General features: G+C 67.4%; 18 protein-coding genes, 1 tRNA gene and 1 pseudogene. 9 read left to right on the plus strand and 11 right to left on the minus strand.

The genetic code is table 11. The annotated features are described in order from the left end of the window. Positions 1 to 34: 34 nt before the first annotated feature. Both tsaE and VZ068_RS12110 read right to left on the minus strand, forming a co-directional pair. Positions 35 to 535 (minus strand): tRNA (adenosine(37)-N6)-threonylcarbamoyltransferase complex ATPase subunit type 1 TsaE, encoded by a 501-nt coding sequence (gene tsaE / locus VZ068_RS12105; protein WP_349655443.1) that lies wholly within the window; start codon positions 533 to 535, stop codon positions 35 to 37. Next, positions 532 to 2,019, minus strand: coding sequence for an NAD(P)H-hydrate dehydratase (locus tag VZ068_RS12110; RefSeq protein WP_349655444.1), 1,488 nt, complete (start codon positions 2,017 to 2,019; stop codon positions 532 to 534). Before VZ068_RS12110 ends, tsaE begins: the two co-directional genes overlap by 4 nt. Before the next feature lie 24 nt (positions 2,020 to 2,043). Between VZ068_RS12110 and queG the strand changes: the two genes are divergently transcribed. Then, complete coding sequence (queG, locus tag VZ068_RS12115) at positions 2,044 to 3,111, plus strand: tRNA epoxyqueuosine(34) reductase QueG (protein WP_349655445.1); 1,068 nt, start codon at positions 2,044 to 2,046, stop codon at positions 3,109 to 3,111. Positions 3,112 to 3,165: 54 nt separating this feature from the next. Then, positions 3,166 to 4,503: an exodeoxyribonuclease VII large subunit gene (gene xseA / locus VZ068_RS12120; protein ID WP_349655446.1), complete on the plus strand. Its 1,338-nt coding sequence runs from the start codon at positions 3,166 to 3,168 to the stop codon at positions 4,501 to 4,503. 78 nt (positions 4,504 to 4,581) lie between these two features. Here xseA and VZ068_RS12125 read toward each other — a convergent pair whose 3' ends face one another. Then, entirely contained in the window at positions 4,582 to 5,835 is a 1,254-nt protein-coding gene (locus VZ068_RS12125; RefSeq protein WP_349655447.1) for an AcvB/VirJ family lysyl-phosphatidylglycerol hydrolase, read from the minus strand. Between the two features lie 140 nt (positions 5,836 to 5,975). Then, positions 5,976 to 7,841 carry an SUMF1/EgtB/PvdO family nonheme iron enzyme gene (locus VZ068_RS12130; RefSeq protein WP_349655448.1) on the minus strand — a complete coding sequence of 622 codons (1,866 nt, stop codon included), beginning with the start codon at positions 7,839 to 7,841 and terminating at the stop codon, positions 5,976 to 5,978. Positions 7,842 to 7,934: 93 nt separating this feature from the next. Between VZ068_RS12130 and rnd the strand changes: the two genes are divergently transcribed. Next, entirely contained in the window at positions 7,935 to 9,029 is a 1,095-nt protein-coding gene (gene rnd / locus VZ068_RS12135) for a ribonuclease D (protein WP_349655449.1), read from the plus strand. A 95-nt stretch (positions 9,030 to 9,124) separates the two neighbouring features. On the opposite strand, the pseudogene VZ068_RS12140 reads toward rnd, so the two are convergent. Beyond that, a pseudogene (locus VZ068_RS12140) lies at positions 9,125 to 9,289 on the minus strand (DNA polymerase LigD); the annotation flags it as partial. Positions 9,290 to 9,620: 331 nt separating this feature from the next. Here VZ068_RS12140 and VZ068_RS12145 point away from each other — a divergent pair. The 4 genes from VZ068_RS12145 to VZ068_RS12160 all read left to right on the plus strand — a co-directional run bounded on the left by VZ068_RS12145 (position 9,621) and on the right by VZ068_RS12160 (position 11,801). After that, positions 9,621 to 10,022, plus strand: a complete 402-nt coding sequence (locus tag VZ068_RS12145; protein WP_046963655.1) for an H-NS family nucleoid-associated regulatory protein — start codon at positions 9,621 to 9,623, stop codon at positions 10,020 to 10,022. Positions 10,023 to 10,108: 86 nt separating this feature from the next. Beyond that, positions 10,109 to 10,184 (plus strand) — tRNA-Ala (locus VZ068_RS12150). Between the two features lie 152 nt (positions 10,185 to 10,336). Further along, on the plus strand, positions 10,337 to 10,513 hold the full coding sequence (locus tag VZ068_RS12155; protein ID WP_259150666.1) for a hypothetical protein: 177 nt from the start codon (positions 10,337 to 10,339) through the stop codon (positions 10,511 to 10,513). 202 nt (positions 10,514 to 10,715) lie between these two features. Next, positions 10,716 to 11,801: a diguanylate cyclase gene (locus VZ068_RS12160; protein WP_259160756.1), complete on the plus strand. Its 1,086-nt coding sequence runs from the start codon at positions 10,716 to 10,718 to the stop codon at positions 11,799 to 11,801. Positions 11,802 to 12,129: 328 nt separating this feature from the next. On the opposite strand, the gene VZ068_RS12165 is transcribed toward VZ068_RS12160, so the two are convergent. Both VZ068_RS12165 and VZ068_RS12170 read right to left on the minus strand, forming a co-directional pair. After that, on the minus strand, positions 12,130 to 12,639 hold the full coding sequence (locus VZ068_RS12165; RefSeq protein WP_259150672.1) for a chemotaxis protein CheW: 510 nt from the start codon (positions 12,637 to 12,639) through the stop codon (positions 12,130 to 12,132). A gap of 11 nt (positions 12,640 to 12,650) precedes the next feature. Beyond that, positions 12,651 to 14,309, minus strand: a complete 1,659-nt coding sequence (locus VZ068_RS12170) for a methyl-accepting chemotaxis protein (RefSeq protein ID WP_349655450.1) — start codon at positions 14,307 to 14,309, stop codon at positions 12,651 to 12,653. Positions 14,310 to 14,607: 298 nt separating this feature from the next. Between VZ068_RS12170 and VZ068_RS12175 the strand changes: the two genes are divergently transcribed. Further along, complete coding sequence (locus VZ068_RS12175) at positions 14,608 to 15,228, plus strand: DNA-3-methyladenine glycosylase (protein WP_349655451.1); 621 nt, start codon at positions 14,608 to 14,610, stop codon at positions 15,226 to 15,228. On the opposite strand, the gene VZ068_RS12180 is transcribed toward VZ068_RS12175, so the two are convergent. After that, complete coding sequence (locus tag VZ068_RS12180) at positions 15,168 to 19,562, minus strand: DEAD/DEAH box helicase (protein WP_349655452.1); 4,395 nt, start codon at positions 19,560 to 19,562, stop codon at positions 15,168 to 15,170. The genes VZ068_RS12175 and VZ068_RS12180 overlap by 61 nt on opposite strands. Before the next feature lie 219 nt (positions 19,563 to 19,781). Here VZ068_RS12180 and VZ068_RS12185 point away from each other — a divergent pair, with 219 nt between their 5' ends. Further along, on the plus strand, positions 19,782 to 20,126 hold the full coding sequence (locus tag VZ068_RS12185; RefSeq protein ID WP_115046748.1) for a DUF3301 domain-containing protein: 345 nt from the start codon (positions 19,782 to 19,784) through the stop codon (positions 20,124 to 20,126). 233 nt (positions 20,127 to 20,359) lie between these two features. Here VZ068_RS12185 and VZ068_RS12190 read toward each other — a convergent pair whose 3' ends face one another. The 3 genes from VZ068_RS12190 to VZ068_RS12200 form a co-directional block, all read right to left on the minus strand. Beyond that, complete coding sequence (locus VZ068_RS12190) at positions 20,360 to 20,728, minus strand: hypothetical protein (RefSeq protein ID WP_349657701.1); 369 nt, start codon at positions 20,726 to 20,728, stop codon at positions 20,360 to 20,362. A gap of 30 nt (positions 20,729 to 20,758) precedes the next feature. Further along, positions 20,759 to 21,199, minus strand: a complete 441-nt coding sequence (locus VZ068_RS12195; protein ID WP_349655453.1) for a ClpXP protease specificity-enhancing factor — start codon at positions 21,197 to 21,199, stop codon at positions 20,759 to 20,761. A gap of 78 nt (positions 21,200 to 21,277) precedes the next feature. After that, positions 21,278 to 21,913 (minus strand): glutathione S-transferase N-terminal domain-containing protein, encoded by a 636-nt coding sequence (locus VZ068_RS12200; protein WP_039407816.1) that lies wholly within the window; start codon positions 21,911 to 21,913, stop codon positions 21,278 to 21,280. Positions 21,914 to 22,064: the final 151 nt, after the last annotated feature.

Here is a 22,064-nt window from a genome sequence, read left to right on the forward strand (position 1 = left end):
AGGTGATTTCCCTTAATAATCCGTAACCTGGCGTTCATTCTTCTTGTCCGCTGACAAAAAGGGGCTGCAACTCGGCCTGTTGGGCCGCGGCATGCAGCCAGTCGCGTCCGGCAGGGCTGCGAGCCAGCAGCCTTACGCTGCGCCCGTCGCCATCCACGGCCAGTTCCACATCCAGATCCACCGGGGGCAGGATGCCTGCGCCGCGCTCCGGCCATTCGACCAGCCACAAACTGGCACTACCCTCGTCCAGGCCGAGGAAATCCAGCTCGCCGGCATTGCCGATGCGGTACAGATCCAGATGCCAGGCTTCGTCGCCGCTGCTCAGCGGATAACGCTCGACCAGGGTGTAGGTCGGGCTGCGGATCGGGCCGGTGACGCCAAGCGCGCGCAGTAACGCGCGCGCAAGCGTGGATTTGCCCGCGCCCAGGTCGCCATGCAGCTGGACCATGGCCGTGGCGGGCCGTACCGCTGCCAGGGCGCGGCCTAGCGTTTCGGTCGCCTCGGCGTCGGTAAGATGTGCATCGAGCTGATTCATGCGTCGGCTCCGGCATTGGCGAGGCGACGCAGCTGCGGCAGCAGATCGGTAGGCAACAGGCCGCGCTCGCCATCGCGCGCGGCCGCATCGCCGGCACAGCCGTGCAGCAACGCGCCAAGGCTGGCGGCATCGAAGGCTGACCAGCCCTGCCCCAGCAATGCGGCGATCACCCCGGTCAGCAGGTCGCCCATGCCGCCGACGGCCATGCCGGGGTTGCCGGCGTCGATGATGCGCGGGACCACATGCGGGGCAGCCACGACCGTGCCGGCCCCTTTGAGCACCACCACCGCATCGAAGCGCTGGGCCAGCGCGGCGGCAGCGGCCAGGCGATCGCGCTGCACCTGCGCGGTGGGCAGTCCCAGCAGCCGCCCTGCTTCGCCGGGATGCGGTGTCAGTACGCGCGGGCCGCGCCGTGGTGCGGCGGTGGCCGCCAGCAGATTGAGGCCATCGGCATCGATGACCACGGTGCTGTCCGACCCCAGCACGCCCTGCCACAACGCCCGTGCCCAGTCGTCCTGGCCCAGTCCCGGCCCAAGCGCAACGACATCGGCGGCTCCGGCCAGTGCGGCGATGTCGTCGTCGGCCTGCGTGGCGCGCACCATGGCTTCGGGGCAGCGCGCCAGCAGCGGGGCGACATGTTCGGCACGGGTGGCGACCTGCACCAGCCCGGCGCCGCTGCGCAAGGCGGCTTCGGCGGTCAGCATGATCGCGCCACCGCTGCCGAGATTGCCGCCCACGCACAGTACCCGCCCCGATTCGCCCTTGTGCGTATTGCGCCGACGCGGCCGCAACTGCGTGGCCAATGCATCGATGCCCCAACCGTGTGCGGCCGGGTGTAGCCCATCGAAGGCGGCGGCCGGCACGTCCAGCGAGGTGATGCCGCGTTCGCCCGCATGGTCCAGTGCGTCGCCGGTATACAGGCCAATGTGCGGCACGATGAACTGCAAGGTGCTATGCGCGCGCACCGCGGTCCCGAACGCCACGCCGTGGTCGGCATCGATCCCGCTGGGCACATCCAGCGCCAGCACCGGGGCGCCTGCCGCGTTGATGGCCTCGATCAACGCGGCAGTCTGCGCATCCGGGGCGCGGTTCAGGCCGATGCCGAACAGCGCATCGACGACGACATCGGCCTGCGCCAGCGCGTATGGAAACAGCTCGATCGCACCGCCAACCGCCAGATAGTCGGTGCAGGCGCGCTGGGACAGCGCCGAGGCCGGGCCGTACTCGGGCAGATGCACCACGCACACTCGGCGCCCGGCCCGCTGCGCCAGCCGCGCCAGCACGTAGCCATCGCCGCCGTTGTTGCCGGTGCCGCACACCACCACGATGCGGCGCGCCTGCGGCCAGCGTTCCAGCAACCATTGCCAGGCCGCCTGCCCGGCGCGTTGCATCAAGGTGTAGCCATCGCCACCCAGCAGCGTGGTGGCCTGCGCATCGAGCGTGCGCGCGGCAGCGGTGTCGTAAAGAGCGAGCGGTGCGTACATGCCGGGAATTCTATACTTGCCGCCATGTCTGCCGCCGTCACCCGCCCCGACCCCACCGACGCTGCCGCGCGCATCCGTGCGCTTGCACGCGAAGCGGGCTTTCAACGCTGCGGCATCACCGGCATCGAGCTGGGCGAAGACGAGGCGCACCTGCGCAGCTGGCTGGAAGAAGGCCTGTACGGAACGATGCACTGGATGGCCCAGCACGGCGACAAGCGCTCCCGCCCGCAGGAACTGGTGCCGGGTACCTTGCGGGTGTTGTCGGTGGGCATGGATTACGGCCGCAAGGACGACAGCGAGGCCTGGACGACCTTGCACGATGGCACCCGTGCGTACGTGGCGCGTTATGCACTGGGCCGCGATTACCACAAGTTGATGCGCAACCGGCTGCAGAAACTGGCCGAGCGCATCCAGGGCGAGATCGGTGCGTTCGGCTACCGCGTGTTCGTCGATTCCGCTCCGGTGCTGGAGCGCGCGCTGGCGCGCAACGCGGGGCTGGGCTGGATCGGCAAACACACTTGCCTGATCGACCGCAATGGCGGGTCTTGGTTCTTTCTGGGCGAGATCTACCTCGATCTGCCATTGCCCATCGACACGCCCGCCACTGCGCACTGCGGCACCTGCACGCGCTGTATCGACATCTGTCCGACCCAGGCCATCATTGCGCCGTATCGGCTGGATGCGCGCCGCTGCATCGCCTATCTCACCATCGAGCACGATGGCCCGATTCCCGAAGACATGCGCAAGCCGATCGGCAACCGCATCTTCGGCTGCGACGACTGTCAGCTGATCTGCCCGTGGAACAAGTTCGCCCAGCGCACCGACGAGGCCGACTTCCGCGCCCGCAACGAGTTGGATGTGGCGACGCTGCCGCAGCTGTTTGCCTGGGACGAATCCGAGTTCCTGCGCCGTACCGAAGGCAGCCCGATCCGCCGCAGCGGCCACGCGCGCTGGCTGCGTAACATCGCCGTGGGCCTTGGCAATGCGCCAGGTACGCCGGAGGTATTGGCGGCACTGGAAGCGCGTCGCCACGATGCCTCCGATCTGGTGCGCGAACACGTGGGCTGGGCACTGGCACAGCACGGTCTTTGACGCACAGACCAACGTGCTCACCCATGGCGTGCGCCACTACGGGATAATGCCGCGATGGCCGACCGCAACCAACAGATCCTCACTCCCAGCCAGCTCAATACGCTGGCGCGCGACCTGCTGGAAGGAAGCTTCCCGCTGGTGTGGGTGGAAGCCGAACTGAGCAGCGTCACCCGCCCGTCCTCGGGCCATCTGTATTTCACGCTCAAGGATGCGCGCGCGCAGATCCGCTGCGCGATGTTCAAGCCCAAGAGCACCTGGTTGAAGTTTCAACCGCGCGAAGGCCTGCGCGTGCTCGCACGCGGCCGTTTGACCCTGTACGAGGCACGCGGCGACTACCAGCTGGTGCTCGACCATATGGAGGAAGCCGGCGAAGGCGCGTTACGGCGGGCCTTCGACGAACTGCGCGCGCGGCTTGCGGCAGAAGGCCTGTTCGATGCCGAGCGCAAGCAGCCCTTGCCTGCCCACGTGCGGCGGCTGGCGGTGATCACCTCGCCCAGCGGCGCAGCGGTGCGCGACGTACTCAGCGTGCTGGCGCGGCGCTTCCCGCTGCTGGAAGTGGACCTATTGCCGTCGCTGGTGCAAGGCGACAGTGCCGCAGCGCAAGTTACCTCGCTGCTGCAGCGCGCCGATGCCTCCGGGCGCTACGACGTCATCCTGATCACCCGTGGCGGCGGCTCGCTGGAGGATCTGTGGGCGTTCAACGACGAACGCCTGGCGCGTGCGATTGCCGCCGCGCAGACGCCGGTGGTGTCGGCGGTCGGCCACGAGACCGACTTCAGCCTGAGCGATTTTGTCGCCGACGTGCGTGCACCGACGCCGTCGGTGGCGGCCGAATTGCTGGTGCCCGACCAGCGCGAACTGGTGGCACGGGTGCGGCGCGCGCACGCGCGCATCGCCCAGCTGCAGCAACATGCCTTGGGCGATGCGATGCAACGCGCCGACCGGCTGGCATTGCGCTTGCGTGCGCATAGCCCGCAAGCGCGCTTGCAGCTGCTGCAGCGCCGCCAGGAAGAGGCCGGCCGGCAGTTGCGAGCGCGCATGACCCAGCTGCTGGAACGTCTGCAGGCCCGCATGCAGCGCGGGCAGACGCACCTGCAGGCGCACAACCCGCAACGCAATCTGGCCAGTTTGCAGCAGCGGCTGCGCGCATTGCACCCGCAGGCGGCCATGCAACGGCGGCTGCAGCACGATCAATTGCGATTGCGCGGGCTGGCGCGCTCGCTGGAAGCGGTCAGCCCGCTCGCCACCGTGGCGCGCGGTTACGCCATCGTGACCCGCTCCGCCGATGGCGGCGTGGTGCGCAGCGCCGCCGACGTGACGCCTGGCGAGCGCCTGCGTGCGCAACTGGCCGATGGCAGCATCCAGGTGCGCGTCGAACGCGGCGATGACTGAGAGCGGCTGAAAAACCTAGCGAGCGCTTGCCCGTCAGTGAGTAGTGAGTCTCGTGTGCCGTTGGCATCGCGTCGCCCCTCACCCCCGGCTGGGCCTGGGCGTCTGCACCGCATGCTGCCAGCCCTGCATCAGCACGCCGGCCAGCACCACCGGATCGTGATCGAAGTGATGCCCACCGGGCCGCATCACGACTTCCACGCCGCGCGTACGCAGCTCCGGGCACAGCGTGTCTTTTTCTTCGCTGCCGTAGATGCACTGCAGACGCTGCGCATCCAGCGACTGGATCGCAGGCTCGACATCGCGCTCGGCATCGTTATGCCAGCCCAGCCAGCCGCCGACACGGACCTTGAAGTCGGCCTGGTGGGCAAGCCCCAGCAGGCTGACGAACTGTACCGAGGCGCGCCGCTGAGGCGAGATTTCCGGATAGGCGAACGGCAGCACGTCGGCGCCGAACGAGTAACCGACCAGCGCCACGTGATGGATATGCCAGCGTTGCTGGTAGGTGGCGATCACCCGGTCCAGATCCGCGCCGACCTGCTGCGGGGTACGGCTGGCCCAGAAGTAGCGCAGGCTGTTCCAGCCCACGACGGACACGCCCTGCTGCTGCAACTGCGCGGCAATGCCCTTGTCCAGCTCGCGCCAGCCGCCATCGCCGGACAGCATCAACACCAGCCTGTCGCTGCCGGGTGCGCGCATTTCGACCAGCGGCAGATCGCCAAGACCCTGCGCCTGCGCTGCCTGGAAATGGCCGCGCGTGGCTGCAGCAATCTGCATCGGGCTGGCATCGTCGACCAGATCGTCCAGGAAGCCCTGGTTGGCATCGGGCATATCGCGCGAACAGGCCAGGCCCGCATCCTTGGTGCCGGCGTCGGCCACCACCGCGCCGCCGAGCACGTCCGGCGCCGCAGACGCCAGAGCCTGACGCGCCAGCACGGCGCCATCGCCCTGTCCCACCAGCACCGGCGGCAGGAACGCATCCACGTGTTCGGCACGCAGCACTTTCTTGCCCAGCCGCTCGGCGTCGTCGGCCAGCGAGCTGCACGCGGCGCGGTGCGAGCGCACGCGTTCGCGGTAGCTGGCGGTATCGATCACTGCCACCAGCGCGCCGTCGTTGCTCAGCATGTCGGCCAGCTGCTGCGCCTGCTGCGGATGGCCGCTATCGGGCAACAGCACCACCATTGCCTTGGGCGCGCCTTCCGGACGGACCACTTCCACCGAGCGGTAATGCCCGGCGATGTTGCCGTCCTGCATATGCCGCGCCACGGCGAAGCCACTGCCGCCGATCAGCAGGATTGCCACGACCCAACGAAACAGTTTGATCCCCATGCCCATCGCAGCAGTCCTTCAGAAGCGCTGGCGCTTCGACCTCGGTCCGCGCCAACGGTTCCGGCCTGGAGCAGGCGAGTGTTCGCTGCGGTTAAGCCATGCGATCCAGCGCCACTCCGGCGCAACATTCCCCGCACCCCGCGCGCCTAGATCCCGCGTGCCAGCCGGAAGCCGATGCGCGCACTGGTGGTATCGGAGTCCTGCGATTGCCGCCAGGCCGCACGCGTCTGCTGCGGCGAATTGGCCCAGCTGCCGCCACGGATCATGCGCTGCCGGCAGCCCGGGTTGAACCACGCCGCGCCATCGGCCGGTGCCCGCCGGTAACTGGCGTGCCAGCAATCGGCCACCCACTCGCTCAGGTTGCCGCCCATGTCGTGCAGGCCCCAGGCGTTGGCGCGGAAGCTGCCCACCGGTGCCGGGCCCCAGAAGCCATCGCCGTAGCCGACAAAGCCGTTATTCCAGTGCCGGCCGCTGCGCGAGACGTCGTTGCCGCCGGTGAAATTGCCCGCATCGCGCGGTGGCGAGCCGGCATTGCCCCAGGGATAGCGCCCGGTGGTGCCGGCGCGCACCGCGTACTCGAACTCGGCCTCGCTGGGCACGTGGTAATGACGTCCGGTCTGTTCGGACAGCCATGACGCATAGGCTTCGGCGTCGCGGATGCTGACATGCATGACCGGGCTGTTGGGCGCGGCCTGCGCGCCGTTGTAGTCGGACTGCCAGTCCACGCCGCTGCGGCGGATGAAATTGCCGCTGCGCTCGTCGTACACCACTGAATGGCCGCGCCGGGTGGCGCGAGGACGCGCGCCGGTGGCTTCGACGAATTGACGGAACTCGGCCACCGTCACCTCGGTGATCGAGAGCGCGAAGCCGCGCGCAAAGCGCACGTAATGCGCCGGGCGCTCGGTGTCGGATGCGCCCGGTTCGGCATCGCCCGCCCCCATCTGGAACGCGCCATGCGGCACCACGATCATCTGCGGCCCGCGGCCACCGACCTTGAGCCCGTCGGTGAAGACCTGTCCGGGGCGGAAGCTGCCGTAGTGGGTGGCCAATTCCAGGCGACGCCGCAGATCGCCGGCCATCGGGTCGCCGGGGTCGGCAATGCGCAGCACTTCGGCGAGTTTCTCGCCTGCGGCCTTGAGCCCGCGCGGCGAGGTCAGATCGTGAAGCCCGGCATCGTGCAAGGCCGCGATCTGCCCGCGCCGGGTGCGCTCGATGCGCGCGCGTGCGTCGGCGATGGTGGGCGCGCGGTCGCGCACCTGCCCGGCCATCTGCAGCCAATAGCGCGCGCCGATGAAATCGGCGGCGTCGGCAGCCAGTTCGGCACGTTCCAGCAGGCCGCTTTCCACGGCAGCCAGTCCCTGGCGTGTGCGTGGGTTGTCCGGGTCCAGCTGCGCGGCGTCGCGAAAATTCGCCAGCGCGCCATTGCCGTCTTCGCCCAGGCGACCACCGCGCAGGTCTTCTTCACCGGCGCGATTGAAACCGAGCACGCGTTGCGCAGTTTCCACATCGCTCTGCAAGGCGCGCACCTTCGGGTCCTTGGGTGCGAGCGCCAGGGCCACGATGGCGAGCTCGCGCGCCTGTTCGAGCGCATCGTCCTGCCGATCGGTCTGTGCAACCAGCGCCCGGCCGCGTTCGATCAAGCGGGCGCGCGCCTGTTCCAGGCCGCGCCGACTGGCCGCATCCTTGCCGCCGCTGCGTTGTTCGATTGCCAGGTACAACGGGATCGCAGCGTCCGCATCGCGATACAGGCGGTCGTCCTGCAAGGCCTGGTCGGCGCGCTTGCGTGCCTGCGCCACTGGCTCCTCGCCCAGATCCACCGTCGGCGGTTGCCACTGCGCGACCGTCTCGGCGGATTCTTCGCCACCGATGGACACATTCGGCTTGCTCGCTTGCGCGGGCGCTACCGGCTGTCGCGCAGCGGCAGGCGCCGGCGCGGGGGCACGCGAACAGGCGCATATGCTCAGCACGACCAATGCCCACGCCGCGATCCGGTTGCCGCACTTGCCCACCACCTGCTCCTTCCAGTGCTCTGCCGCACGACAGGCGATCGCGACGTTAGGCTATTCTGCGCGTTCTGCGCAAACCTCGCTGTCGACGGAAATCACGTGCCCCATTGGATCACCCACCCCTCCGAGCTGAGCGAACGCCTGCAGGCATCGCGTCCGTCCCGCATTGGCCTGGATACCGAGTTCATTCGCGAACGCACCTACTGGCCGCAACTGGCGCTGGTGCAGATGGCCATCGGCGAGGAGATCCTGTTGATCGACCCGCTGATCCCGGGCATGAACGAAGCGCTCAAGGAGTGGTTGACCGCCACCGACATCGTCAAGGTGATGCATAGCGCCAGCGAGGACCTGGTCACCTTCAAGTGCGCATGCGGCGTCTTGCCGCGTCCGTTGTTCGACACCCAGATCGCTGCCGCGCTGGCCGGTATAGGCGGCGGCATGGGCTACCAGAAGCTGGTGCAGGAAGTGACCGGCACCTTGCTGAGCAAGGGCGAGACGCGCTCGGACTGGATGCGTCGCCCGCTGTCGGCATCGCAACTGGAATACGCCGCCGATGATGTGCGTTACCTGTTCGCGATTCACGACGAGCTCACCGCCCGCCTTACCGAACAGGATCGCCTGGGCTGGCTGGCCGAAGACGCCGAGCGCCTGCTCGCCACGGTCGAGCACGATGACGGCGAGCGCTGGCCGCATGTGAGCCTGCGCACTGCACAGTTTCTGGAGCCGGCGGCGCAACGTCGGCTGCTGCGGCTATTGCGCTGGCGCGACCTGCAGGCGCGTCAGAGCGACCGCCCGCGCAGCTGGATCCTGGACAACGAACTGGCCAGCCAGCTGGCACGGTTTCCGCCGGCCGATCTGGACGCCCTGCTGCGCCAGTTCGACAAGTTTCCCAAGGCGCCACGCAAGCTCGCCAATGCGGTGTGGGACGCGCTCAACACGCCGTTGCCCGACGAAGACGCCGCACCGCTGGCGCAGGCCGCCACCGACGGCAACAAGGCCGTGCTCAGGCGCTTGCAGGATGCGGTGGCGCAGCGCAGCCGCGAGCTTGGCTTACCGGATGGTCTGCTCGCCTCGCGCCGGCATCTGGAAACCCTGATCGAGCAGCACAGCTGGCCCGCCGCACTGGGCCAGTGGCGTCGCCAGATGCTGGAAGCGCAGCTGATGCCGCTGCTGGCCGACACTACGGCGCCATAAGCCCCGCCTGAGGCGAACGCAGACGACAACAGCCCGCAGCGATGCGGGCTGTTCCCAGGTGCGGTGCGCTGCTGGCGACGCGTTCGGGTCAATCCTTGCCTTGCCCAACGGGCCAGGTCTTGCTGAAGACGATCGATCCCTGCCCCCGGGCCCTTGCGCCGACGCCGCGACTTCTCCGGCACATCGCGCAAGCTGAAGCCATCGATACGGTGCAGCCTGGATCATTCCGACCACGGCAGCGGCAATGCGACCGACGCACCGTCCCCAAGTGTTCATCGCATGCGCCTTGCTCCGGAACCGCAGCGCATCGATTCCGTCGACAACAAAGCGATCGCAGGCGCGTAAGCCGGTGCTTCACGTGTCCTCGCTCGTTGCGTGCTCCTGTATCTTCATGGCCGGGGTCGCTGGCCTGCGTGTAAGCTGGGCAGCGCCCGCAACGACAATGCGAAAGCGGCCGAGCAGCGCTTGTGAAAAGGCTGTTCACGCCACGTGCAAGCACCAGCACACGCAGCGGTCTCCCCCGGGCCGCATGCCATAATGGCGCTCGCCCTAGGGCGGCGTCTCCACTCTTTATTCCGAGGCCATACCTCTGTGAGCAATACTTCTTCGAAACTGGATTCCATCGCGCAAGCCAAAGCCAAGCTGCTGGACGAGCTGCAGAAGCTGGAAGAACAGGAGAAAACCGAGCGCGCGAGCGAGGCATCCTCTGCGCATGCCACCATCGTGTCGCTGCTCGAGCAGTTTGCCGGCCATTTCAACACCAAGCAGCGCAACGATATCGCGGCGTATCTGGGCGCCACCTCTGCGCGCAAGGAAGTGGTCAAGAGCGGCCGTAGCGAAGTGAAGCCGAAGTACGAACTGCCGCACACCGGCGAGACCTGGTCCGGCCGTGGCCGTACCCCGAAGGCCTTCGCGGCCTGGGAAGGCTCGGTGTCGTACAAGGAATGGAAGGCCAAGAACCCGGACCTCAAGTTCCCGCTGGTGCGCGAGTAATTCCTGGCGCTGGTGCGTCGGTTGGCGTGGTCCGCTGCCGGCCGCATTGGCGAACCGCGCGGCATGTGGTTAGAATCCAAGCACGTGGGGCGGTAGCTCAGCTGGGAGAGCGTCGCGTTCGCATCGCGAAGGTCGAGGGTTCGATCCCCTTCCGCTCCACCACCGCATCAAACCAAGAGCCTCGGACATCCACGTCCGGGGCTCTTTCGTTTCTGCCGATGCAAGCCAGCCGGACGGCCGGGGTGCAGGCCATGCCGCCGGTATCACATCGCGCGCGCTAACGTCCGCCTCTCCATCACAGCGGACCCTTCGCCATGAGCAACCAACAGCGCCAACCCGACAATGCCGGCGACGACGCCAGCGGCGTTTCCGACAGCCAGGAATCGCGCAAGCAGGACGAGGCGGCCAAGCAGCGTCCGGGCCAGGAAGACCTGAAAGTGCATGACGAGCACAGCCGCCGCCCCAAGGGCAATGCCGGCCAGGGCGAATGACTGCCATGCCCGAGGCTGGCAGGACTGCGGCGTCGGAGTGGAATCGCCAGCGCTTACCGCCGCCTGCCGATGTGGCAAGATCTTCAAACGTCGGCCGCCGGGGGTAGCCGACGTTTCAACTGACGGGATGGCGCACGCGATGGCAGCGACCATTGATGCAGACATTTGATCGCCTTGACGGCGCTTGTTGCAAAGGCCTTGCATGCAGCTTCCAGACGCACCCGCGTTGCACCTGATCCACGCGACCTTGTTGCCGGGCGACGTTGGCGCCTTGCTGGGTGCGCGCGCACCGGCCAATGAAGACGAGCGCCTGGCCACGCTGCACGCCTACCGGCTGCTGGATACCGCGCCCGAGCCGCAGTACGACGCGCTGGCCGCCGATGCCGCTGCGCTATGCCGCACGCCGATGGCGCTGATCTCGCTGGTCGACACGCAGCGGCAGTGGTTCAAGTCCAGAATTGGGATGCAGCCGAGCGAGACGCCACGCACGCTGTCGTTCTGCGCCCACGCCATCCTTGCGCCCGATCAGCTGATGGAAGTGGCCGACACGCATCTGGATGCGCGCTTCGTCAACAACGCGCTGGTCACCGGCGAGCCGCAGATCCGCTTCTACGCCGGCGCCCCGTTGCTGACGTCCGATGGCATTGCGCTGGGTACCTTGTGCGTGCTCGATCGCACGCCGCGGCGGCTGTCCGGTGCCGAGCGCGATGCGTTACGGGCACTGGCGCGGCAGGTGGTTGACACTATCGAATTACGGCGTGCGGCCGAGCTGGTTGAGCTGGATGGGTTGCGCGATACGCTCACCGGTCTCTGGAACCGTGCAGGGTTGGAGCATGGCTTGCAAATGCTGCAAGACCCATGCGCCGCAGGGTCGGAGCAGTCGCTGGGCTGTTTGCTGATCGATCTGGATGGCTTCAAGCGGCACAAGCTGCAAGCCGGCGTTGCCGCAGCGGAAGCGACGCTGATGCAGGCAGCGAGACTGGTCGAAGCGCAGCTGCCGCCTGCCTCCATCGTGGCGCGGCTCGACTGCGATCGGTTGTGCGTGGCGCTGCCGGCTGCGGCAGCGCCTGCTGCCATGCAGGCTGCCGAAGACATCCGCCAGGCGGTCGAGACCGCACGCTGGCCCACCGGTACGCTGACCGTCAGCATCGGGGTGGTCGATGTGCCCGCCGGCGAGACGCTCGACAGCAACACCTTGCTGGCACGTGCACGGCATGCGCTGCAGGGCGCGATCTGCGCTGGACGCAATCGCGTGCAGCGGTTCAGCGGCTGGCATCTGCAAGGCTGATACCCGCTCGCGCTGCATTGCCTGAACTAACCTTACTTCGTGCAGTGAGCGGCAGTGGGCGCACGCCAGGCACGCCGGACCGCCCACACACGCAGCTGCGTGACGCGTGCATCGACGCGCCCTCGGAGATCTGAGCCAGAGTGCCACCGTACGTCGCCAGTTGCGTGGGCGAAAAACGACGGGCGACCTGTTGCCTGCGTACGCTGCCCAACCGACGCGACCCGGTCACGGCTCAAGGCGACTCACGCTGCGCAGTCTGCTCCCTGCACGCTGACAGTCGCCTGCACGCTCAATCGACCGGCATGGCGCGCCATGACTCACGCGACCCTCAGGCAGCCAGCGCGTCGGCGTTGCCGGCAATCTCGTCCACCTGTAGCACCTGCTCCATCTCCAGCAGCACCACGAAGCGCTCGCCCACCTTGCCCATGCCACGCAGCAGGTCGCGGCGGATATGCGTGCCGAAGGCCGGCGCCGCTTCGATGTCCTGATCGGCCAGTTCGATCACCGCGTTGACCGCATCGACCAGCACCCCGATCACCTGCGGTCCCTGCGCCTGTTCGGTGGCCAGGATCACGATGCAGCTGCGCTTGTTGATGGCGCTGTCGGCACGCCCGAGCCGCGCCTGCAGGTCCACCACCGGCACCACTGCGCCGCGCAGGTTGATCACCCCGCGCACGCAGGCCGGCATCGATGGCACCGGCGTCGGGGCGCGGTACTGGATGATTTCGCGAATGCCAAGAATGCTGGTGGCGAAGGTTTCGCCGTCCAGCTGGAAGGTCAGGTACTGGGCCGCCGCGTCGGCGTCGCCAGGCATCACATCGGGGGTCTGTGCAGTCATCGATCGGTCTCTCAGAAGCGGGCGAACTGGCCTTCGTCCGGGCCCTCGGACATCGCGTACGCCGGTGCGGCATTGCTGCGCCAGCCGCGCGCACCGGTCGCACGTACCGGGCGTGCGACCGCCGCCTTGCCGCGCTTGGGCGGCGTGCTCGCAGGCCCCTGCCCGCCCAGGCGGAAGAACGCCATGCTCTGCTGCAGCTGCTCGGCCTGCGCGCTCATTTCTTCGGCGGTGGCGGCCAGCTCCTCGGACGCGCTGGCGTTCTGCTGGGTGGTCTGGCTCAACTGCACCACCGCCGAGTTGATCTGGCTCACGCCCGAGGATTGTTCTTCGGATGCGGCGGAAATTTCCTGCACCAGATCCGAGGTGCGCTTGATGCTGGGCACGATGGTGTCGAGCAGGCGGCCGGCGCGGTCGGCCAGCTCCACACTGGAACTGGCCACCTCGCCGATTTCCTGCGCGGCCACCTGGCTGCGTTCGGCCAGCTTGCGCACTTCGGCGGCAACCACCGCAAATCCCTTGCCATGCTCGCCGGCACGCGCCGCTTCGATGGCGGCATTGAGCGCCAGCAGATTGGTCTGATAGGCGATGTCGTCGATGATGCCGATCTTCTGCGCGATCTGCTTCATCGCCTGGGTGGTGGCGACCACCGCTTCGCCACCTTCGATGGTTTCCCTGGCAGCCTGGGTGGCCATGCCATCGGTGATGCGGGCGTTCTCGGTGTTTTGGCTGATCGATGCGGTCATCTGCTCCAGCGAGGCGCTGGTTTCTTCCACGCCGGCCGCCTGTTCGCTGGCGGCCTGCGACAACGACTGCGCAGTGGCGCTGACTTCTTCGGAGGCGCTGGCCAGGGTCTCGGCGCTGGTATTGACCTCGCCCACCACCTGCGACAGCTTCTGCACCATGGTGCGCATGGCTTCGAGCAGCTGCGCGGTCTCGTCGCGACCATGCACGTCGATGCGCATGGTCAGATCGCCCTCGGACAAGCCGTTGGCGACCGTGACGGCGCGCCGGATCGGGCCGGTGACGCTGCGGCTGATCACCACGCCAAGCACCGCGCCGAGCAGCACGCCGCCGCAGATGATGGCTACCAGCAGTTTGGAACTGCGCGCGTGGATGGCGCCGGTTTCGGCGTTGGCCGAGGCCGCGCTGCGCTCGCGCAGGCCGCTCAGGTCCGTCATCAGGTTATCCACCTCATCCGAGCTTGCGCGGACCGCACGCGACAACGCGGCCAGTTCCGGATTGGCTTCGCGCAAGGCCTCACGGTTGGCGGCCTCGATGAAACGGCCGCGCTCGTCCAGATACTTCTGCCAGGCGCGGTCGAACTGCGCGAGCTTGTTCTTGCCCTCTTCGGTCTGGAAGCTGCCGCGCGCACGGGTCATGTAATCGACCACCTTGGCGGTGTACTTGTCGATGTTCTGCACATGCGACTGGCGCTCTTCCGCGCTGCTGGCCAGCAGCAGGTTGGCGCGCGCGCGGCCGGCATAGATCAGGTTGATGTTGGCTTCCTTGACGTTGGACAGGCCCAGCAATTCGCGCTCGTACAGCGAGGTCGACAGGTCGCTGATGCGTCCAGAGTTCGAATAGCCCACCCACCCGATGCAAGCGCCGATCGCCGAGACGATCAGAAACGCCACGATCAGCCGGGTTCCGATTTTGAAGTTGCCTAACATTGGGGAGTTCTCTTGAGTGATGCGTGGGCTGCATGCGGTGCATGGGCAATCGACGGTGCTGCGCGTGCCGATCGCACGCTGCGGACTCGTCTAACCAATCGTTGATAGCTATCGGCGATGGCGAAACACGCTTGAGATGTAGCCCCTCGTACAGCGCCCATTTATGCAGACGGATATGCGGTTTTGTGACAGGGCTTGCGCTCCTGACCTGGCTTGTTCGGAAAAACCCTACCCCTGATTAACGGACCGTCCGGGACAGTCCGCAGAGACATCACGAGCGTGTGGCTAGACTGGCGCGATGCCGTACAGGACCCTGCCCCGCGCGTTCTACACCCAAGATGCGCGCCAGGTTGCGCCGCGCCTGCTCAACAAGGTGCTGGTCAGCGCCGATGGCCGCCGCGGCCGCATTACCGAGGTCGAGGCCTATTGCGGCAGCGAAGATCCCGCCGCCCATTCGTTCCGCGGCATCACCCCGCGCACCCAGGTGATGTTCGGTCCACCCGGACATCTGTATGTGTATTTCATCTATGGCATGCACTGGGCGATCAATGCGGTCTGCGGGGGCGCGCCTGGGCACGCTGTGCTGATCCGCGCACTGCAGCCGTTGGCCGGGGTGGAAGCCATGCAGGCTGCACGCGGCACGGCGCCGGCCAAGGCACTGACCACCGGGCCCGGCCGTCTGGCGCAGGCGTTCGGCGTAACTGCGGCCGACAACGGGCTGGACCTGACCGATGCCGACGCGCGGCTGTGGATCGAGGACGATGGCACCCTGCCGCCGACTGTGCCGCTCGCGACGCCGCGCATCGGTATCCGCAAGGCCATCGATCAGCCATGGCGCTGGGTGGTGCCCGACAGCGCCTATGTGTCGCGTCCGCTCCCGCGCGTGACCGGCACGCGGGCAGCGCTGACAGGCGACTGAGCCAGCCACTGCTCCATCGGCGTCAGCTCGGCCGCACCCGGCCCGCGTTGCAGGATGCGCAATGCCTGCTCGCCCTGTTCGGCAGTGAGCGCGTGCAACGGCTGGAAGCGATCAGCCACCCACACCGCCATCGGCAGGCCATCTAGCGATGCGACGCGATTGCCCGGCACACGCGCCACGCGCTCGCCGGGCAGGATGCTGCCCAACAGATTGCTCGGGTCGCTTGCGCTCACGCACACCCAGCGCTGCTGCGGCACCTGTGCGCGCACGCGACGCAAGGCCGCGATCGCATCCGGCAACGCGAACTGCTCGCCAGACAGGCCGGCGATGAAGCGGCCGCCACGGATTTCGCCGCGCGCTTCCAGGCGTTGATACATGCGCAGCAGTTCGCGCCAGGGCGGCAACCATGCCGCCTCGCGTTCGAGCAAGCGCCAGCACACCACGCCGTAGCGGCGTAGCAGCGTGCGCGCAACGTGTTCGAGCATCTCCTGATGCCGCTCGCCGGCTTCGGCCTGCGGCAGATCGGCCGGCGTACGCACCGGCGCCCAGCGCCCGGCATCGCGGATACCCAGGGCGCCGCTACGCCGCCGCTGACGCGAGAGCGCCGACGGCCGCTTGGACGCCGGTACCAGCAGCGCGCGCAGTCCGGCATAACTGTCGCAATGCGCACGGCCACGCATCACCAGTTCGCTCAAGGCATCTTCCAGTTCGGTGCTCATCAGGTGTGCGGCATCGGCGATCTCGTCGAAGAACAACGCGCCCTGCTGCTGCAGCACCTCCACCACGCGCTGCGCGCGCGACCCCAGCGGCGCGTCGTCTGCTGCGCGTGCCAGCCCGCTCCAGCGCTGCGCCTCGCGGCGTGGCAACAGCACGATCGGAGTGGCCCGCAGCGCGGCGCCGCTGCGCCCGCCGCCGGGGCGCAGGCGCGCCCACGTGGTACGTCCGGCGGTGCACAGTTCGTCCAGCCACGCGGGTTGATAGTCGCGCACACGCGCCGGCAGCACTTCGCTTTCCCACAGCACGGCCGGCGCTTCGAAACCTTCCAGTTGCCCGACAACGCCAGCCAACGCGTCCGGTCCGGCAACCCGGCTATCGCTGTCCAGATGCTGCCACTCGAACAGGAAGCGCGCGTAATCGCGCTGCGACACCGGCTCGATCTCGCGCCGCAGACGCCCCAGCGTGTAGCGGTGGATGCGCGCCAGCAGATGGCGTTCGCACCACTCTTCCGAGTGCGCGTGCGCACTGAACTGGCCGGCCATGACATAGCCCTCGCGCTGCAGTGTCAGCAACGCCAGCGCGATTTCGTCCTCGGGCAAGCGCAATGCGGCGGCCAATGCCGGCACCTGCGCCGGGCCAACCGCCGACAGGCGCCCGCGCAACAGCTCGCACACCGCCCAGTCGCGCTCCCAGTCGGCCACGCGGCAGTCATCCGGTGCCTGCAACGGCGGCTGCGCCGCTGCATGCGGATACAGGCGCATGAACCAATCGATGCGCTCGGCGCTGATCCACAGCGCCGGCGCGCCTTGCATGAGCAGGCAGCTGGCGCGGCCATCGGCGGCAAGCACGCTCAACCATGCCTGCCACTGCACATCTGCCGCCTCGGCGACCGGCAGCACGCCCAGCCCGACCAGGGCCTCGTGCATCTCTTCGGCATCGCGGGGCTGCGGCCAGGCTTCCTCGCGCACCGACGCGATGGCCAATGGGTCCAGCCGCCCAAGATCGTCGCCGCTCTGCGGGCTGTAGCGGCGGCTCTGCACGGCCTGGGTGCGGCGCTCTTCCAGCGGCGCGTCGTCCAGGAATGCGTACGGACGCGCATTCAAGGCTTCCGCCGCCAGCGGAGAGGGCGCCGCCAGATCGTGCGCCACCAGGGTGATGGCGCCCGATTCCAGCCCACGCAACACCTGCAGCCAGCCTTCACTGTCCATCGCCTGGTGCAGGCAATCGTCCAGCGTCTGCGTGACCAACGGATGGTCCGGCACCTCGCGCTCGCCGACCAGGTTCTCCGCACAGGCCACCTGATCCGGAAACACGGTCGCCAACAGGTCTTCGGACTTCATCCGCTGCAACTGCGGGGCGACCTTGTTGCCGCCGGTGAAACGCGGCAACGCCATCGCATTGGTGGCGTTCCAGCGCCAGCGCACGCCGAACAATGGCGCATCCAGCAGCGCCTGGATCAGTACATGTTCGGCCGACGACGAATGCAGGTAGCGGCCAACCTCTTCCAGCGCAAAACTGTGGCTGGTGGACAGCGACAACACGATCGCATCCTCGGTCGCGGCTGCCTGCAATTCGAAATTGAAGGTGCGACAGAAGCGCTTGCGCAGTGCCAGCCCCCAGGCACGATTGATGCGGCTCCCATAGGGCGAGTGGATCACCAGTTGCGTGCCGCCGCTGGCATCGAAGAATCGCTCCATCACCAGGCACTGCTGCGTGGGCATGGCGCCCAGCGCCGCACTGGCATGCGCCAGATAGTCCACCAACTGCTGCGCTGATTCTGCAGAACAGCCAAGCGCACTGCATAGCCAATCGCGTGCCGCCCGGTGCGGTGCATTGTCGAGTCGGGAAGCAATCTCGCCGCGCAGGCGCGACACCGCCGCCGACAACTCGTCGCTGCGGCCAGGCGCTTCGCCCAACCAGAACGGGATATTCGGCGGTGCGCCTTTGGCATCTTCCACGCGCACGCGCCCGGCCTCCACACGCAGGATGCGGTAGCTGGCATTGCCGAGCTGGAACACGTCGCCGGTGAGACTTTCGACCGCAAAATCTTCGTTCACCGTGCCGATCTTTTCGGCCTGCGGCTCCAGCACCACACTGTAGTCGCCGGTTTCGGGAATGGTGCCGCCGGAGGTCAGCGCGGTCATGCGCGCACCGCGGCGCGCATGCAGCCGCCGGTGCACCGCATCGCGATGCAGATACCCGGCACGCGGCCCCAGCCGCGTGCTGAAACCCTCGCACAGCATGCGCACCACACTGTCGAAGGTGGCGCGACTCAACTGAGCGAACGGCCATGCGCGCCGCATCAATGCGAACAGCGCGTCCTCGTCCCAGTCTTCGCATGCCGCCTCAGCCACGATCTGCTGTGCAAGCACATCCACCGGCGCCACTGGAATGCGCAGCGCATCCAGTTCGCCACGCCGGATGCCGTCCAGCAATGCCGCGCATTCGACCAGCTCGTCGCGGGTCTGCGGAAACAGCCGCGCCTTCGGCGTGCCGCCGACCTTGTGACCGGAGCGGCCGGCGCGCTGCAGGAAGGTGGCGATCGAGCGCGGCGACCCGAGCTGGCAGACCAGATCCACGTCGCCGATATCCAGGCCCAGCTCCAGCGAGGCGGTGGCCACCAGCACGGTGAGTTCGCCTGCCTTGAGCCGTTGCTCGGCCAGCAGACGGGTCTCGCGCGACAGACTGCCGTGATGGGCGGCAACGCGCTGCTTGCCCAATAGATCGCCCAGATGCCGCGCCGCACGCTCGGCCATGCGCCGCGTGTTGACGAACACCAGTGTGGTGCGATGCTGCTGCGCTAGCGCGGCCACGTCGGCATAGACCTGCAGCCATTGGTCGTTGGACATCACCACGCTCAGCGGCGTAGGCGGCAACGCCAACGCCAGATCGCGCTCACGCGTGTAGCCGATATCGACGATCTCGCAGGGCGGCGCCGCGCCGTCTTCGTCAACGCCGACCAGAAATTGCGCGACGGTTTCGATGGGTTTCTGGGTTGCCGACAAACCGACCCGCGTGATCGGCTGATCGGCAAGTCGCTGCAGCCGCTCCAACGTCAGGCTCAGATGGCTGCCACGCTTGTCCGCCGCCACCGCATGGATTTCATCGACGATGACCGTGCGCACATGCCGCAACGCACTGCGCCCGGATGCCGAGCCCAGCAACACGTACAACGATTCGGGCGTGGTCACCAGGATGTGCGGCGGCACCCGCCGCGCCTGAGCCCGCTCGCGCTGCGGCGTATCGCCGGTGCGGACCGCCGTGCGCACTGCCACATCCGGCAGGCCGTCGGCAGCCAGGGCGGTGCGGATGCCCTGCAGCGGCGCTTCCAGATTGAGATGGATGTCGTTGGACAGCGCCTTCAACGGCGACACATACACCACCCGCGTCTGGTCGGGCAGCGCACCGCCATTGTCCAGCCCGTCGCGGATCAGCGCATCGATCGCCGCAAGGAACGCGGTGAGCGTCTTGCCCGAACCGGTGGGCGCGGCCACCAGCGTATGCCGGCCGGCCTGGATCGCCGGCCACGCAGCAACCTGCGCCGGCGTGGGCGCAGCGAAGGTCTGCGCGAACCACGCAGCGACCACGGGATGGAAATGCTGCAGAACAGGATGCATGGGCGATGTCAGTAACGGATGGCCGGCCAAATGCGTTCAACCCGTAGATGTACTGTCAGATGGCGCTTCTGTGGCGCGGATGCAAGCCGGCGTCGGCAAGGCTGGTGAACCCATTCACGCACATTCACGGAAACATGGGGTGACCTCCTCCGCACGCTGATTGAGAACAGCGGCCGTCATGCGATTGTCGGGCAGGCGACGCCGTGGCACATTGGCGACATGCCCAGCCTCATCCTCTTCATGATTGCCGGCGCAGCGCTGTTCGCGTTCTGGAACTCGTCGCGTGCCGCAGCCGAACGTGCCGACATCCTCGGCCGCAATGCCTGCCGTGCGGCCGATGTGCAGTGGCTGGACCAGAGCGTGCATTCCACCAATCTGCGCGTCTGCAGACTGCCCAATGGCTGGCTGGGCTTCGAGCGCACGTTCCGCTTCGAGTATTCCTACGATGGCGCCGATCGCCACAGCGGCAAACTGGTGCTGCGCGGCGATCAGTTGATTGCGTTCACCGGGCCGCAGGTCGCGACGGTGCGGGCGCTGCATCCGGAGCATGAGCGGCTGGAGTGAGCAGGCTGCGCTGGCACCTGCATCTGGCAGGTGCCGATGTCTGTGGCTGATGCCGGCTTAGAGCGGGTGGCAGACGCAGTGAGCAGTCGCCAGCCCGGTGTGGACGACGCGCCAGGAACCGCAGGGTCTGCGTGACGCTGCCGAACAGGATTCCGGCCGCCGCCCGCGTGGCGACGAGCGCAGTCCTGTGTCAGCCGTTCTTAGGCGCGCTGTCGTCGTCGGTTGCCCTTGGCTCACTCCATCAGCCGACGAAGTGCATCCATCCACCCGGATCCGGCCGCTGCCGGGCCGTCCGGCACCGGCTCGTATCCGTTGCCCCGGCCGCTCAACCAGCGTAGCTGCTGCTTGCCCTCGCGACGCAGCTGCGCCTGTGCGAACAGGCACAGCGGGCGCAGCATGTCGGCCTTCTTCAACAGGCGCGACCTGCCATTTATCTCGATGCTGAGAAAGTGCGCTTCATCGGGCGTATCGACGTAGCTGCGCGCGACAAGACAGCGCCTGCCTTGCACGAAACGATAAATGTCGTACTCGTAGTGGTAATCGACTGCGCCGGACGCATCCGGCGCACTGCAATCGACATGACGGGCGCGTTCCACCCACACGGGAACGCGGCTGTCAGCCACCGTGCGCGCTTACTTGACCACGCGCAGGTGCGGGCGCTTGCCACCGCCGGGCGGCTCGTCGGGCGTCGGCGCGCTAGGCGGCGGTGCGCCGGGATCCGGCGGCTCGCTGCTGGTACCGGGGATGTCGTCCGGCAATGCCATGCCCTGCCCGGTTTCGCGCGCGTAGACCGCCAGCACGGCAGACATCGGCACCATCACCGGATAGCTGACACCGCCGAAGCGCGCAGTGAAACTCACGCTCTCATTGTCGACCTGCAGCCCGACCACGGCGCGCTCGGCGATGTTCAACACCACGCGGCCGTCCTTGACGGCACTGGCCGGTACTTGCACGCCGGGCAGTCCTGCGTCCACCAGAACGTGCGGGGTCATGCCGTTGTCGTTGATCCATTCGACCAAGGCCCGCAACAGATACGGGCGATGGCTGGTCATGCGGGGGAAATCTTCGCTCATGACGTCATTTTACCCGGACATGGCCCGCAACGGCGGCGACGAGATGGGGCGTCGGTCTGTTGGCATACAGCCGTCACATCAGCCCGGCAAATCACGCAGCTTTTTTTCCTGCTCGGTGAGGCTGCGAATGAAACCGGGATTGCGGAAGATCCGGTTGCCGTAGTCCTCGATCGCCTTGCCATCCTTGGGCAGGCCGATCTCCAGTGCATCCAGTCGCCAGATGATCGGCGCCATCGCGCAATCGGCCAGACTCATTTCCGGATTGAGGAAGAACTTGCTGGCCTTGAACAGCGGCACCGAGGCGGTGAGCAGTTCCTTCAGGCGCTTGCGGCCGGCCTCGGCCTGGGTCTTGTTGCCGAGCTGGATCGCCTGCACCTGCGGCACCCAGTCGTGTTCGATCCGCAGCATCGCAAGGCGAAGGCGCGCCCGCGACAGCGGGTCGACCGGCATCAGCGGCGGATGCGGGTAGCGCTCGTCCAGATACTCGCTGACCACCGATGCGGCGTACAGCACCAGATCGCGCTCGACCAGGGTCGGCACCGAATGATAGGGATTGAGATCGATCAGATCTTCCGGGGGGTTTTGCGGGTCGACCGGCACCAGGTCGTAGGTCACCCCTTTCGCCGCCAGGACCAGACGGACCCGGTGGCACAACACGTCGTCGTTGGACGAAAACAAAGTCAAGGTATTCCGCATACGCACACTCGTCGCCATTCAAGGCTCTCCGACGACCGGAATCCGCCGGCCGCATCGGCGCGGCCGGCCCAACGCCGACCGTCACCACGGTCCTTCGAGTGTGCAATCACGTCACGCAAAAGCCAAGGGTGATAGGGCCTCAAAAACACCAACAAGCCATATTGTCGCC

Origin of the sequence: Xanthomonas sp. 10-10, from assembly GCF_040182365.1 — a bacterium.
In the GTDB taxonomy this organism is placed as follows: domain Bacteria; phylum Pseudomonadota; class Gammaproteobacteria; order Xanthomonadales; family Xanthomonadaceae; genus Xanthomonas; species Xanthomonas arboricola_F.

Bases quoted from the DNA above. Each gene is read 5' to 3' on its own strand.
- tsaE (WP_349655443.1), bottom strand. From the start codon at position 535: ATGAATCAGCTCGATGCACATCTTACCGACGCCGAGGCGACCGAAACG.
- VZ068_RS12110 (WP_349655444.1), bottom strand. From the start codon at position 2,019: ATGTACGCACCGCTCGCTCTTTACGACACCGCTGCCGCGCGCACGCTC.
- queG (WP_349655445.1), top strand. From the start codon at position 2,044: ATGTCTGCCGCCGTCACCCGCCCCGACCCCACCGACGCTGCCGCGCGC.
- xseA (WP_349655446.1), top strand. From the start codon at position 3,166: ATGGCCGACCGCAACCAACAGATCCTCACTCCCAGCCAGCTCAATACG.
- VZ068_RS12125 (WP_349655447.1), bottom strand. From the start codon at position 5,835: ATGGGCATGGGGATCAAACTGTTTCGTTGGGTCGTGGCAATCCTGCTG.
- VZ068_RS12155 (WP_259150666.1), top strand. From the start codon at position 10,337: ATGAGCAACCAACAGCGCCAACCCGACAATGCCGGCGACGACGCCAGC.
- VZ068_RS12160 (WP_259160756.1), top strand. From the start codon at position 10,716: ATGCAGCTTCCAGACGCACCCGCGTTGCACCTGATCCACGCGACCTTG.
- VZ068_RS12165 (WP_259150672.1), bottom strand. From the start codon at position 12,639: ATGACTGCACAGACCCCCGATGTGATGCCTGGCGACGCCGACGCGGCG.
- VZ068_RS12170 (WP_349655450.1), bottom strand. From the start codon at position 14,309: ATGTTAGGCAACTTCAAAATCGGAACCCGGCTGATCGTGGCGTTTCTG.
- VZ068_RS12175 (WP_349655451.1), top strand. From the start codon at position 14,608: ATGCCGTACAGGACCCTGCCCCGCGCGTTCTACACCCAAGATGCGCGC.
- VZ068_RS12180 (WP_349655452.1), bottom strand. From the start codon at position 19,562: ATGCATCCTGTTCTGCAGCATTTCCATCCCGTGGTCGCTGCGTGGTTC.
- VZ068_RS12185 (WP_115046748.1), top strand. From the start codon at position 19,782: ATGCCCAGCCTCATCCTCTTCATGATTGCCGGCGCAGCGCTGTTCGCG.
- VZ068_RS12195 (WP_349655453.1), bottom strand. From the start codon at position 21,199: ATGAGCGAAGATTTCCCCCGCATGACCAGCCATCGCCCGTATCTGTTG.
- VZ068_RS12200 (WP_039407816.1), bottom strand. From the start codon at position 21,913: ATGGCGACGAGTGTGCGTATGCGGAATACCTTGACTTTGTTTTCGTCC.